We start from the raw sequence: 13,178 nt of genomic DNA on the forward strand, positions 1-13,178 counted from the left end.
ATATGGACCCGTTCGTGGGTGCGGTTGACCTCATCGGCGATCTCGGACAGCCGAACTTTGACGTCGGACAGTGGCAGCGTCTGCATAGACCAGGATTCTAGTCCACGAAGGTCTGTCTGTCAGGTGCCTCACTCCCTGGCGGGCCAGGGATGGCCAGCGGGCGGATGTGACGCGACCAGCGCGTGCCTTCCAGCCGGGTCGCCGTGTCGAGCGCGAAGACCTACGGGTGGTGGACGTCTCGCCGATGCCGGCTGGAGTGGATCTCTACCATGTGCTTGGCCTCGTCGATCCGGTAGGTGACGCGATAGGTCCCGCGGCGCGCCGCTGGGACTCCACGCTCCGGTTACCCAGCCACCCGGGGCCGGGCACGAGCGCGGATGGGTTCAGGACGGGTGCGTCGATCGGCCGATCAGGCCGTGTGAAACCCTGTGACCGGATGTGGGGGGCTCCGTGGCGGCAGGCATTCGTATCGGAGTCCGATTCGTATCGGAGTCAGAACCGTCACGGTCGGGGGTGCTGGGGTGACATGGTCGTGGGCGCAGGTGCCGCTCGATCGTGTCGTGCGCCTTACCGAGGCGAGCCCCGAAGCCATCGAATTATCGCTGGAGCCGCTACCCGACGACGCGCCCGCTGTCATCAGCTACCGACCGATCGCCACGACGTCTCCCACATCAATGATCACGAATGTACTGGACGCCCTGGACACGGTCGCGACCGCGCTGTTCCCGGCCTGGCTTCCCGGCGCGGAGCTGCTCGACGGACCAGCCGGCGCGAGTACCGCCGCGGTCCGCTCACTGGCCAGGAAGGCCGCTGCCACCACACCTGATTTCGGGCCTTTTCTCGCCGACCTGGCGCAACGGTCACTGGCCGGCGGGAAGCCGCCGACCGCGACATTCACGGTCGAGGTACGCGCCGTCGGGCTGGCGCGGGTCATCGCAACCGCATTCGGCCGCGCCCGCACCGCCGTCCTCGTGCAGGTACCCGATGGGCTCACACCCGCGGCCGAACGGTCCTTGGCGACGGCATTCGAGTGGCTCGTGTACCACGGCCGTGCCGGCGTGTGGCTCACGGGTGATCCGCTTCAAACCGTGGACCGGATCTGCGCGGCCGCGGTGGACCTGACCGGGACTGTCGCGGAATTCACCCGCCAACAGATGTTCACCGACCCCGCACCCATCGAACGTACGCCCATCAGCTACCCGCCCCTCGCCGGCAGGCCGCATCCGGCGAGCCAGGCCGAACACATCCTGGAAACAGCGCTGGCGGCACGGCCGTGGGCGATGGGACGAACCTGGAATCAGACCTACCGCTTCGGCCCACTGGTCAACCCGGTCCGGCTGGATCTGGCGTGGTCCGCCGAGCGATGTGTGGTCGAGGTCGACGGTCCGGAACACTGTGGGCTGGCGCGCTACGAAGCGGATCGGCGCCGCGACGTGGACCTCCAGCTCGACGGCTTCGCCGTGCTGCGGTTCACCAACACCCAGATCCTTCATGATCTGGATGCGGTGCTGCTCCGCATCGAGCGTTTCATCCGGACCCGACGCCAAGGACAGTAGGAGGAATAAGGAAATGCCCAGCGAGACGTTGACCCCCAGCGAGGTGGCGATCCTCTTGGCGTTGATGGCGGAGGCGACCGAGGTCTCCAACCCGGAGCTGAAAAACGCCTACGGTCTGACGCTCGACGGCGCCTCGCGCAGGAAGCTCAATGACCTGAAGCTGGTGGCGAGCCGACGCGCGGGTAGCCCGTTCATCCACGAACTGACCGAAAACGGATGGGCGCGGTGCCGCGAGGAGCTGTCGGCGCCGCGTCCGGCGCGCGGTGGTCCCGCCGCCGGTGCGCTGTATGCCGTACTGGCCGGCATCAACCGTTATCTCGAACAGGAAGATCTCGTTCCCGCCGACGTCTTCCGGCCTCGCAGCGAGCCCCCGCCCGAAACCGGGTCGGCGCTGCCGGATACCGGGTCGGCATTGCCGAAAGCCGAAGCCGCGATCCCGACCGCTTCGACGGCCGGTTTCGACGGATCCGCCGGACCCGCCGGACCTGATCTCGATATTCGGATCCGGGATGCCTATCGACAGCTCGCCGAACGTCCCGGAAGCTGGGTAAGCCTTACCCGGCTACGCTCCCTTCTCGGTGATGCCGAGCATGACGACGTGGACACGGTGCTACGCCGGATGGACCGCAGCCCACGGGTGAACCTCATACCCGAGGAGAACCAGAAGACGTTGACCAGCGAGGATCGGGCGGCGGCGGTGAAGATAGGCGGCCAGGACAACCACCTGCTCGCGATCGAGGACGTATGACCGCCCTGGAACGCAAGGCGTTCGCCGCTCTCCGGCTGGACTGGGCGCGCACACCGGAGGACGTGTGGCGGACCTCCTCGGTGCATGTCGACGGACTCCACGCCCACGCGACACTCAGCATCGACGCCGGGATCACCGACGCCGTCGCGAGCAGCGGCTCCAGTCCCATCGGGATCGTCGTCCAGGGCCAACGCGGGTCGGGAAAGACACACCTGCTCGGCTGGGTGCGGGAAAGGGTGCACAGCGTTGACGGCTACTTCTTTCTCATCGGGCCGCTGAGCGGCACGACCTTCTGGGAGAGCGTCGCCGGTGCCATGCTTGAGAATCTGCTCCGCGACGTCGACGGACAGGGCACGCAGCTTTCGGTCTTCCTTCGGCGGCTGTCGTCACTGCTCGGGGTGAGCGACCAGATCCGGGCCGGCGTCGTCGGTGACACCGAGCTGGCACCGGAGCATCTGAAGGACTTCATCGTCGGGCTGCGCACGTTCGACAACAAGCTCGGACGGGAGTGTCAGGACACGCTGCGGGCGATGGTCCTGTACGGCGCGGCCGACTTCGCCGCGCAGGACATCGGCCAGAGCTACCTCCAGTCGATGGAGGAGCAGGAACCGGGCGAGCGCGCGCGGCGGGGCATGCGCACGCCCGCGAAACCGGCGCGGCAGATCGTCAGCGAGATCTCACGTCTGCTGGCACTCACCGGCCCGAGTGTGATAGCCATCGACCAGATCGACACGATTATCGCGGAAACCACATCCGCCGGGGGCAAGGAGACCGGGCCGCAGGACTGGCATCCCAACCCGCTTTTCGATCAGGTGGCGGACGGGCTCCTGGTGCTGCGTGACGTGACAGCGCGCACGCTGTGCATAGTCGCATGTCTGCCGAACACCTGGATCCTCATCAGGGATCACGCCGTGGCCACGGTAAGCGACCGGTTCCGTGAACTCACCACCCTGAACAGGATAGAAAACCCGATGATCGGTCAAGAGATCATCAAAAGGCGCTTCGCCGATCGTTTCCGGAAAATATACTTCAAGGCTCCGCATCCTACCTGGCCGGTGAAAGAATCCGCCTTCGCGGACGCCCCGGCATATACTCCACGGGCACTGCTCCAACGCATAGACAACCACGTCCAGAAATGCCTGGCCAATAACGAATTCTCGGAACTGGAAAATCTGGGCGATGAAAGCACGCCGCCTCCACCCATCGTGCTCCCGCCCATCATCGATCCGAATCCGAATCCGAATCCGAATCCGAATCCGCTGGACGTCAGGTTCGACGAACTACGTGGGAACGCCGACATCACCGCCGCCCTTGTCGCCGAGACGGAGGACTCGCTCGTTCCGAGACTGCTCGCGGCCGGCCTGACTGCGTGGATCGCCGAACGTGGCGGGAACGGGGACACCTTTTCTCGGGATCCACTGCCGGGGCCGAAACCCGCCCTGCATGCCCGCCTGCGCCGCACTCTCGACGAGAGCACCGGCGACGAGATCCACTGGGCCTTCCGAGCGATCACGAGTGACCAGGCCACCTCCGCGCTCAACCGAATCCGCGGCGCCTGCACGATGGCCGGCATCGATCAGGGCGGAGGCAGACGCCGGCTGTTCCTGTTACGCAACGCCATCTGGAGCAACGGCGCCCGCACGCGGGAGGCGATCGAGGCGTTCACCGCGGCCGGTGGCATCACCCTCCCGCTGGACGACGGCGACCTGAAGACATTCGCCGCGCTGGAGACGATGCTGGCCGAGAACCGCCCCAACCTGCGGGACTGGCTCGTTACGCGGCAGCCGGCCAGCAACACGACGCTGCTGAGCGCAGTCCTCGCCAACGCGGCTCCCGCTCCGACCCCAAAGCCGACCGCGACTCGGACTCCGACCGCGACTCGGACTCCGACTCCGACCCCGACCCCGACCCCGGGACTTGACCGCACAAGCCCCGAACCTGGTGCGACAAAAACCGCGCCGATCACGATCGGCCTGACCGTGAACGGCCGCACACCGGTACAGGTCGAGCTGGAGTCCCTGCGCAGGCATGTCGCGATCTTCGCCGGTTCCGGTTCGGGTAAGACCGTGCTCATCCGGCGGCTGGTCGAGGAGTGCGCGCTGCGCGGTGTTTCGTCGGTGGTCCTCGACCCCAACAATGACCTTGCCCGGTTGGGCGACGCCTGGCCGACGCCCCCGGCGCACTGGGCCGACGCCGACGCAGGGCTGGCCAAGGAGTATCTGGCCGAGACCGATGTCGTGGTGTGGACGCCGCGCAAGGTGCGCGGTCGGCCCCTGAGCTTCCAGCCTCTTCCGGACTTCCAGAGCGTCCTCGACGATCCCGACGAGTTCGGCGTCGCGATCGACGCGGCCGCCGCCACGCTGGCGGCCAGGGCCAACGTCGCGGGAAGCAGCAGCAAGGCGCACCTGGGTCAGGCGGTGCTGTGCGAGGCGCTCCGGTACTTCGCCCGCCGCGGTCAGTCCACCCTTGCCTCGTTTCTCGAGCTCCTGTCCGACATCCCGGACGGCGTGAGCTCCCTCGATGACGCCGGAAAAATCGCAGCGGGGATGGCGCAGGCGCTGAAGGCCGCGATGGTGATCGACCCGCTGTTCGGCGGCCGGGGCGAGCCCGTCGATCCGAGCCTGCTGTTGACACCGCCCGCCGGAAAGCGGGCCCGGGTGTCGGTGATCAGCCTCGTGGGCCTTCCCGGCGATGAGCAGCGGCAGAGTTTCGTCAACCAGTTGCAGATGGCGCTGTTCGCCTGGGTCAAGAAGAACCCGGCCGGCGACCGGCCGCTGGGCGGGTTGTTCGTGATGGACGAGGCCCAGACCTTCGCGCCGTCCGGCGGGATGACGGCCTGCACGACGAGCACCGTGGCGCTGGCGTCGCAGGCACGCAAGTACGGGCTCGGGCTCGTCTTCGCGACGCAGGCTCCCAAAGGGCTGCACAATCAGATCCCGGGCAATGCCGCCACTCAGTTCTTCGGCCTGCTGAACAGTCCGGTCCAGATCGCCGCCGCCCAGGCCATGGCCAAGGTCAAGGGTGGCGACGCGCCGGACATCGGCCGTCTTAAGATCGGCCAGTTCTACGCCGCGGGTGACGGGTTCGCCTTCCGGAAGGTGCAGACGCCTCTGTGTCTGAGCCACCATCCCAAGAGCCCGCTGACCGCCGAACAGGTCGTCGAGCGCGCGAACGGCGGCACCGACCAAAAACCCGCCATCCAGTTCGACTAGCCGGCCCAGCAATCAAGATAAATCACATGGATTCCTCGCGTAGTTACCTATCCACCTCGCCCGGCGCACCCGCCCCGTCGGCGATCAACGCTCCGGCCATCAGGTCGGTGTCGTCGCGCCGGGGGACGCTACCGGCAGACCTGCGGCACGGGCCGCCGCTATGAGAAGTTTGTCGTACGTGAGCATGATGTCCAGCGAGCCTTGAAGGTCCAAGCTCACGTGGCCACAGACAGTGGCCTCCGAAAGTGCGCGGCAACGTGAATGGCCTCCGGGACACGCCGACGAGCAACCCCTGGGCAGACACGATCACGAGCCTGATCGGGGAAGGACGCCGACACAGGGTCAGTCTTGCTGCCCGCCGTACGGGTCGCGCAGCGGTCGATCCGCGTGCGTACCGCGGACCGACCGCTGCGCCTGCGCCGCCGGCCCCGCTGCGACATAGTGCTGCGTCCGGCCGTGCCCGACCTCTTCGATCAACCCGGCCTTCTTCAGGCCCGCCAGGTCACGGATGGCCTGATCGCGAGTCAGCCCCTCGTCCCGAGCATAGGTGCCGCGCCGCACCCCGCCCGGACGAATGCCTGCGTACAGCGCGGCGACCGTCCGCTCCCCCAGACCGGCGGCGGCAACCTGGCCGGCGAGAATCTGCCAGATCTCCGCCGCGATCTCGAGCCGCCGCTCGACCAGCTGCGCCTGGAGATGATGTGCTCGCAGGCAGAACCGCACCCAGCCGTGGGCATCCCGGTTCGGCTGGTAACTGCCCCCCTGCGCCTCGCTCAGCGCCGCGTAGTACATCGCGGTGTTGTACGGCGAGGACCCCAGCCATTCCTCGATGCTGGAGAACTCAGGCGCCAGGATCAGTTCCCGGGCCAGCACGAGCGTGTGCAGGCAGCGCGACATCCGCCCGTTGCCGTCCCGCCAGGGATGGATGCTGACCAGGTTCAGATGGGCCATCGCCGCGCGGACGAGGGACGGCGCATCGCGATCACCGTTCTGGAGCCAACCACACAGCTCATCCATCAGATCCGGTAGGCATGCCGCATCCGGCCCCAGGTACACGGGAGGGTTGTCCGGCGAGCCGGCAACCCAGATCGGCCCCAGCCGGTACCGGCCGGGTGACCGTTCCAACTCACTGCGCACCATCGTGAAGTGCAGCACCGACAGCAGCATCGGATGGTAGGTGAACACCTCGAACCGGGCTGCCTGCTGCACGTAGGTCAGCGCGTCCGCGTAGCCGGCGATCGCCGCGCGGGTCTGCCGGTCGTGAGCTGTCGGCATCTCCTCGCCTTCGGCCACCGCCTCGGCCTCAGCGACGCCAACCGTGTAGCCCTCAATCGTGTTGGAGCCCCTGATCGCCCCTGCGATGAGACTCCGCCGCAACTGCCCGAGCCAGCGCCTCGGTTCAGCGACATGGTGGCGCAGATCCATGCGGAACCGTTCGAGCTCGCCGAGCACTCGCTCATCGGCCGCGTCGATCTCAGGAACGCGAAACAACATGCGACGATGCTACGTGCCTCGTAGCACGACCGGCCGATCCTGGCACACCGAAACAACATCACTCTGGTAATGGATCGTTTCCACGTTGAGGAGGTCCGGTTCGCCCTGGCCTTGGCACCGGGCCGGTCGGTCGATGGCCGCCGGTGGGAGTTGGATGAGTCCTGCGCCAGCCGGCGTCACCGGCACGGCACTACGGACTCGCCTCAGCCAGGCGCGGCAACGGCCAGACCTTCCTGGCTCGCGGCTGCGGCCAGGCGCTTGTCATAGGTGACGAGGACGAGCGACGGTGCGTCGAGCCGGAGTGCTGTTGCGAGATGAATGGCGTCCAACGAGCGCAGCAGCGGTACGCGCCGGTGCCACCGACGACGCGATCGAGGGAGTGGACGTCGTCACCCGGCCCGCGCTCGTCGCGTCCACCATGGACGTGCTGACCGCGGACTCCTACCTGCTGGGTACCCCGGTGAACATCGGGTACATGTCCGGCGCGCTCAAACATTTCTTCGACCAAAAGTTGGCGCGAACCATGGCGCTCAGACAGGAACAGTAAGTAATCATCGGGACCTGGCAAATGCGCGTCCCTGGGGCGCACCCGCATGACTGGGCCGCCGCATCAGCGGTCGCTGACAGCGCCGGCCAGCATCCGTGGACACGCTCCGGCGAGCAGCGGTGGTTCGCCCCTGGAGGCCAACAGCCTGCTCGGTGGGAGAGCCCGACCTCATTCCAGATTCCAGCCTCGTGGGCTGACCCTGGCCCCGAAGAGGGCCACCGGTTTGGTGCGCGACCGCCGCGCCGGCGCGAGGAGGTGCGTTGCGTGGGTGCGGCGCGATCTTAACGTCGCGGAGGCAGGGCAGGCTGTCCGCCAGGAAGTCGCCTACCTCGGGCACGGCGCCCAGCCTTGGGCCGGCGCCCGGGGCTCCTCTCGTTCCGACGCACCATCCCTCACCGCAGCCGTCGTACGCCGCGCCACGCCGCAGTGGGGAGATCCCTTCTCGACGTGGCCACCGACGCCGGCCAGCGACGCCTCGTCGCCGACGGAGTTCGCTTTGCGTCTAGGATCAAGGGCGCTTTGACAACGGGGGCGGAAGGCGAGTTGTGACCCAAATCTTTCTCAGCTATGCGACATCCGATCGGAAGATTGCGGCGAGGCTGGCGTCGGACCTTGAGGGCCTGGGGCTCAGCGTGTGGTCCGACCTGCAACTCCGGGCAGGCGATGACTGGCGCGCCGCACTGTCAGGCTTTGGCCAGCATTCTCCGGATAACTTGTTCGAGTTCGGGGAGTTTATCCTGGAGTACCTGCCAGACGAGGGCGTCGTCGACGGTGGCGTAGCCGTGGATGAGTATGTTCCGGAAGGCGACTATTCGAGAGAGTTCGGGGATCGTGGCGGCGAGGTCCGGGGCGGCCTTGGAAAGCTGATTGAGCGCCTCACCGAGGATCTCGAACTCGCGTTCGACGGCGGCGCGGAGCATCGCGTTCGTCTGATAGTCGGCGAAGGTCTGGCCGTGGGCGAAGCCTCGGGCGAGTTCGGCCGCGTTGGCGGCGTCCCAGAGGTACTTGCGCGGGTCAGGCGGCATACAGGGGCTGCCTGGTACGCATGACCTGGTCACGGAAGTAGGGATTGCGGATGCTGGTGACGCTGACGAGGTCGACGGCGCGGCCGAGCAGGCGCTCGAGTCCTTCCTTGAGGGTGAAGTAGGTGCCGAAGTAGTCGAAGCCGGTGTGGTCGGCGTCGAACTCGACGAGGACGTCGATGTCGCTGGTGTCGGCGTCGGCGTCGGCGTCGGCGTCGGCGTCGAAGGCGTCGCTGGTCGCGGAGCCGAAGAGGTCGAGGCGTCGGATGCCGAGCCGTCGGCAGAGTCCCTGGATCTCCGCTCGCCTGGCCTCGATCAGCGGCTGCATGCCGACCTCCTCTTAGCCAATTGTGCCTGACCCTGCAACGGACCGTGTGGAAGGACGGCCCCGGCTGGGAGCGGGGTCTGCTGGATGCGCACGGTATCGCGCCGGACGACGACCGGACCGCCTCTCACCGTCGGCTCTGGGACGTCGCCCCTGATGGGGCCGCCGGACCCCTACGTTAGCCAGGGTGCTGCGACCAGATCTATTATCCGTGTCTCGAGGAACTCGGCACGCCGCTCGACGCTCGACGCTCGACGCTGACCATCGTGCACGTCGACCGGCGTCGACCGGCGTCGATCACGCCGACCTCGGCGGTCCGAGGCGGAGCCTCATCAACCGTTCTGGAGTTCTTCGCGCCAGTCTCGGAAGAATCGGCGTAGTTCTGCGGCGTCGTGCGCGGACAGGCTCAGTTCGCGGTCGGAGTAGCGTCCGACTGTTCCGATCATGTCGGCGAAAACACCAAGGTCGAAGCCCGTGTCTTGGGCGCGAGCGAGACGTAGTAGCTCGTCCTTGAGGTAGACGTCGGCGAGGTTGCGGACATCGGTGAAGTCCGGGCCTCGGCCCGTCCGAAGAGGGCGAGCACCTTGCGGGCGGCCAGGTCGCGGGCGGCGAGTGTCGGGCCCAGCTCGGTAATGCTCGGCGGCTCGTCAGGTGGGCTGTCGAGGCCGAGATCCACCACGGTCACCTCTCCGTCAGCCTCGACCGCGAGGCGGGCGAAGCTGTCCGACAGGCGCAGCTGCTGGACCAGCCATCCCTCGGCGACCGCGGCCCGGGTGAATGCCCTCACCACGTCAGGGATCGGGACGACCGGCGGGGCTCCGGAAAAAAGATCGACATCTTGCGTCGATCTGTCCACGAGGGCTCTGGCAATGAGCGCCGCGCCACCCGCGACCGCGAAACCGGCGCTTTCGTCGAGGCTGAAGAACATTGCGGCGACGGATCGTTGGAAGGGTGTGATCACGCGAAGACGATCTGTTCCCAGGCCCGCCGCACGGCCGCCGGCAGGACCAGGTCCGGCCAGGCATCCACCAGCAGGGCGCCATCGACATAGGTGAGGAGGTCCGCGGGCAGACCCTCCCGTAGGACGATCTCGTACACCCGATGACGCTGCCGGCGGTCCGAGAGGTCATAGACCCGGTCGGGGTCAGACCAGTTGAGATGGACCGGCAGCCGCACCCGCGCCAGTGCCTGGCCTGCCGGCAGCCGCGGCAGGCGGTCGGGCACGGAGAAGGGCCGGCCACGCTCGTCGGTCAGGTCGACGAAGGAGGGCACCGGGACGACGTCGAACCGGAAGCCTGCGGCGGCCAGCAGACGTGCCGCGGTATCGAGCGTTGGCGACTTCGTTCCGTGCTCGTAGGCGGCCAGGGTTGGCCGGGAAGTCCCTGCACGCCGGGCCAGTTCGGCCCCCGAGAGCCCTGCCTCCAGCCGGGCCTGTTCGATCAGGCGGCCCGTGGTCTTCACTCGGCGTCCCTCCCCCACATTCTGGCGTATCCTATAGGATACGCTAGGAGCTCTCGTGGCGCGTCGAAGGCGGTGATCGGAGTCTCGGGAGCGGCCAGCGGCGCCACCGTGCCGGTCATACGGCTTGCGGGGCGATGCGTTATTGGCGGCCTGCCGCGAGCAAAGGATGCGGCCAGCGAGATGACGGGTTGAACACCCTTGTTGATGTGATTCCCGCGGCCAGATCTACTACCCCGCGCTCGCGCCACTGCGCGCGGAACGGGACACCAGCCCGCTGTTCGGCGAGGCCCGGTATCTACTCGCCGATGAGGACAACAGCACATCGTCGGTCCTGCATAGACTCGCCTCAGCCAGGCGCGGCAACGGCCAGACCTTGCTGGCTCGCGGCGGCGGACAGGCGCTTGTCATAGGTGACGAGGACGAGCGACGGCGCGTCGAGCCGGAGCGCCGTCGCGAGATGAATGGCGTCCAACGAGCGCAGCAATGGATCGGTCAGGACCGCGGCAGAGGCGAGGATCGACTCCTCAACGGGCACGAGCATGACTCGCGACAGCACGTCGGATACCCGTGGGAGAGCAGCCGGATCGCTACGGCGCACCGCTCGCGTCACTTCGAGCATGGCCAGCGCGGACGACACCGCCGGTCTGGACCGGGCGACCAGCCAGGAGCGTAGCGCAGACGTCTCCGGCTCCGGGCGAGTCAACTTCACCAGAGCACAGGAATCAAGATAAATCACATGGATTCCTCGCGTAGTTCCGCAACCACCTCGGCGGAGTCGCGACCATCCCAGCTGCCGGTAGGCGTCGGTTCCGGGATGTCGGCCAGGCTCGCAGTCGGCACGGCGACCCGCCCCTCGGCCAGGAGCTGGTCCAGGTAGTCGCTGCCCGTCTGGGTCAGTTCGGGCATCAGCCTTGCCCAGGGCCTTCCATTGCGAGTGATCATAATCGTCTCGCCCGCATGGGCGCGATCGACCCAGGTACCCACTGCATGGCTGAGATCCCGCATGCTCACAGCAGTCATACCTGGAGTCTAACAACTGTTGGACACCATCGGGCCGATGTGATATCTGCCGACGGATCGGATGTCAGCCCACGGCCCAGACGTCGAACGGCCCGGAGTTCTGGCGGACGGTGTACAGCACGCACCGCCACCAGAGCAGAATCCGTCATAGGCGTAGTTATCATAGGTACGGTTCTGCGAGGCGTGAAGACGGGGTGATCATGAAGATGCAGGTGCTGCGCAGGCCGAGCGACATGTTCGACCGGGAGTACGAGTGGACCGCGCTCACCGCTTTCGCCACCGATCCCGGCGACGGGGCCACGCTCGGTGTTGTGTCCGGGCGCCGACGCCAAGGCAAGACCTTCCTCCTGCGGGCGCTGTGCCAGGCGACCGGCGGCTTCTACTTCGCCGCCGACGAAGCCGCCGACGGCGAATCGCTGCGCCGGATCGGCGCCGATCTCGCCGACCACCTCGCCACCCCGGCCCCACTGGTCTTCGACACCTGGCACTCGGTCGTCGACGCCCTGCTCGCACTCGGCCGCGACCGCTGCGTCCCCGTCGTCATCGACGAGTTCCCGTACCTGGCCAAGGCCAATCCGAGCCTGCCGTCCGTCATCCAGAACGCACTCGCCCCACTGCGCGCGGAACGGGACACCAGCCGCACCCGTCTCCTGCTGTGCGGATCAGCCATGTCCTTCATGGGCCGACTACTCGGGGGAAACGCGCCACTACGCGGACGTGCCGGCCTCGAGCTCGTCGTACCGACCCTCGACCACCGCCTCGCCGCGGAGTTCTGGGGAGTCCACGACCCGGTCACCGCCCTCAAGGTCAACGCGATCGTCGGGGGCACCCCGGCCTACCGCCGGGAATTCGCCCGCGACGACGTGCCCGCGGGCCCCGACGACTTCGACCCCTGGGTCACCCGCACCGTGCTCTCCCCCACCAGCCCGCTGTTCCGCGAGGCCCGGTATCTACTCGCCGACGAACCGGACCTGCGCGACACCGGTCTGTACCACTCGGTGCTCGCGGCGATCGCGGCCGGCAACAGCAGCCGCGGCGGCATCGCCTCCTACCTGGGCCGCAAATCCGGTGACCTCGCCCATCCACTGACCGTCCTCGAAGACTGCGGCATGATCACCCGTGAACCCGACGTCTTCAGGAACAACCGGACCAACTTCCGGATCGCCGAGCCGCTCCTGACCTTCTACCACGCGGTGATGCGCCCGATCTGGTCCGATCTTGAGCACACCCGCGACGCCACCGGGCTGTGGCAACGCAGCCAGCGCAGGTTCGTCGGCAACGTCCTGGGCCCACACTTCGAACACATCTGCCGCCACTGGACCCGCCATCTGGCACCGACCGAGCGCTTCGGTGACTACCCCAACCGCGTCGGCGCGGGAACCGTCAACGACCCGGCCAACAAGGCCAGCCACGAACTCGACGTCGTCGCTTTCGGTCTCGACGACGACAATCGGACGCCCCTGATCGCGATCGGCGAGGCGAAGTGGGGCGAGACCATGGGTGTGGGCCATCTCGCCCGACTCCGTCGGATCCGCGCCCTGCTCGTCGCGCAGGGACGTCTCGGCGCCCAGAGCGCGAAGCTTGCCTGCTACAGCAGCGCCGGGTTCAGCGCGGAACTCCGGAGACTCGCCGCGCAGGACACCGCCGTCGTCCTGGTCGGCCTCGACGATCTCTACCGGAGGTCATGACCGGGATGCCGACTGATGCCGCCGCTCAGGTCACCCTCATGGTCACCTCATGGCTAGATCGTCGATCACGCGTAGGGTGGTCACGGAGCAACCGCTGCCTGCCGG

General features: G+C 67.3%; 12 protein-coding genes and 3 pseudogenes. 7 read left to right on the forward strand and 8 right to left on the reverse strand.

Annotated features, from left to right (window positions below):
- The first annotated feature begins 542 nt into the window (after nt 1-542).
- From U9979_RS15590 to U9979_RS15600, 3 genes are read left to right on the forward strand one after another with little or no spacing between them, the layout of a single operon-like run.
- Nucleotides 543-1,556, forward strand: coding sequence for an endonuclease domain-containing protein (locus tag U9979_RS15590; protein ID WP_322779948.1), 1,014 nt, complete (start codon nt 543-545; stop codon nt 1,554-1,556).
- A 13-nt stretch (nt 1,557-1,569) separates the two neighbouring features.
- Complete coding sequence (locus U9979_RS15595) at nt 1,570-2,304, forward strand: hypothetical protein (protein ID WP_322779949.1); 735 nt, start codon at nt 1,570-1,572, stop codon at nt 2,302-2,304.
- On the forward strand, nt 2,301-5,516 hold the full coding sequence (locus U9979_RS15600; RefSeq protein WP_322779950.1) for a helicase HerA domain-containing protein: 3,216 nt from the start codon (nt 2,301-2,303) through the stop codon (nt 5,514-5,516). Before U9979_RS15595 ends, U9979_RS15600 begins: the two co-directional genes overlap by 4 nt.
- A 342-nt stretch (nt 5,517-5,858) precedes the next feature.
- On the opposite strand, the gene U9979_RS15605 is transcribed toward U9979_RS15600, so the two are convergent.
- Together U9979_RS15605 and U9979_RS15610 are read right to left on the reverse strand one after the other, a co-directional pair.
- Nucleotides 5,859-7,010 (reverse strand): Fic family protein, encoded by a 1,152-nt coding sequence (locus U9979_RS15605; protein ID WP_322779951.1) that lies wholly within the window; start codon nt 7,008-7,010, stop codon nt 5,859-5,861.
- Nucleotides 7,011-7,213: 203 nt separating this feature from the next.
- A pseudogene (locus tag U9979_RS15610) lies at nt 7,214-7,354 on the reverse strand (VapC toxin family PIN domain ribonuclease); the annotation flags it as partial.
- Between U9979_RS15610 and U9979_RS15615 the strand changes: the two are divergent.
- The 3 genes and pseudogenes from U9979_RS15615 to U9979_RS25250 all read left to right on the forward strand — a co-directional run.
- Nucleotides 7,297-7,518 (forward strand): annotated as a pseudogene (locus U9979_RS15615) (hypothetical protein); the annotation flags it as partial. The pseudogenes U9979_RS15610 and U9979_RS15615 overlap by 58 nt on opposite strands.
- Nucleotides 7,519-7,825: 307 nt before the next feature.
- The gene (locus U9979_RS15620; protein ID WP_322779952.1) at nt 7,826-8,080 is read left to right on the forward strand and encodes a hypothetical protein; all 255 of its coding nucleotides are present in this window, start codon (nt 7,826-7,828) and stop codon (nt 8,078-8,080) included.
- Between the two features lie 22 nt (nt 8,081-8,102).
- Nucleotides 8,103-8,228: pseudogene (locus U9979_RS25250) on the forward strand (toll/interleukin-1 receptor domain-containing protein); the annotation flags it as partial.
- A gap of 12 nt (nt 8,229-8,240) precedes the next feature.
- On the opposite strand, the gene U9979_RS15625 reads toward U9979_RS25250, so the two are convergent.
- From U9979_RS15625 to U9979_RS15650, 6 genes are all read right to left on the reverse strand, one after another.
- On the reverse strand, nt 8,241-8,582 hold the full coding sequence (locus U9979_RS15625) for a DUF86 domain-containing protein (RefSeq protein ID WP_322779953.1): 342 nt from the start codon (nt 8,580-8,582) through the stop codon (nt 8,241-8,243).
- Nucleotides 8,572-8,907, reverse strand: a complete 336-nt coding sequence (locus tag U9979_RS15630; RefSeq protein WP_322779954.1) for a nucleotidyltransferase family protein — start codon at nt 8,905-8,907, stop codon at nt 8,572-8,574. Before U9979_RS15630 ends, U9979_RS15625 begins: the two co-directional genes overlap by 11 nt.
- A 439-nt stretch (nt 8,908-9,346) precedes the next feature.
- Nucleotides 9,347-9,865 (reverse strand): hypothetical protein, encoded by a 519-nt coding sequence (locus U9979_RS15635; RefSeq protein WP_322779955.1) that lies wholly within the window; start codon nt 9,863-9,865, stop codon nt 9,347-9,349.
- Entirely contained in the window at nt 9,862-10,365 is a 504-nt protein-coding gene (locus tag U9979_RS15640) for a helix-turn-helix transcriptional regulator (RefSeq protein WP_322751150.1), read from the reverse strand. Before U9979_RS15640 ends, U9979_RS15635 begins: the two co-directional genes overlap by 4 nt.
- 346 nt (nt 10,366-10,711) lie before the next feature.
- Nucleotides 10,712-11,101 carry a type II toxin-antitoxin system VapC family toxin gene (locus U9979_RS15645; RefSeq protein ID WP_322779956.1) on the reverse strand — a complete coding sequence of 130 codons (390 nt, stop codon included), beginning with the start codon at nt 11,099-11,101 and terminating at the stop codon, nt 10,712-10,714.
- A complete protein-coding gene (locus U9979_RS15650) occupies nt 11,098-11,385 on the reverse strand; it encodes a type II toxin-antitoxin system prevent-host-death family antitoxin (RefSeq protein WP_322779957.1) in 288 nt (95 codons plus the stop codon). Before U9979_RS15650 ends, U9979_RS15645 begins: the two co-directional genes overlap by 4 nt.
- Nucleotides 11,386-11,591: 206 nt before the next feature.
- On the opposite strand from U9979_RS15650, the gene U9979_RS15655 reads away from it, so the two are divergent.
- Nucleotides 11,592-13,073 (forward strand): ATP-binding protein, encoded by a 1,482-nt coding sequence (locus U9979_RS15655; RefSeq protein ID WP_416220235.1) that lies wholly within the window; start codon nt 11,592-11,594, stop codon nt 13,071-13,073.
- The last annotated feature ends 105 nt before the right edge of the window (nt 13,074-13,178 follow it).

The sequence above is a fragment of the Protofrankia sp. Cas4 genome, from assembly GCF_963555915.1.
GTDB lineage: Bacteria > Actinomycetota > Actinomycetes > Frankiales > Frankiaceae > Protofrankia.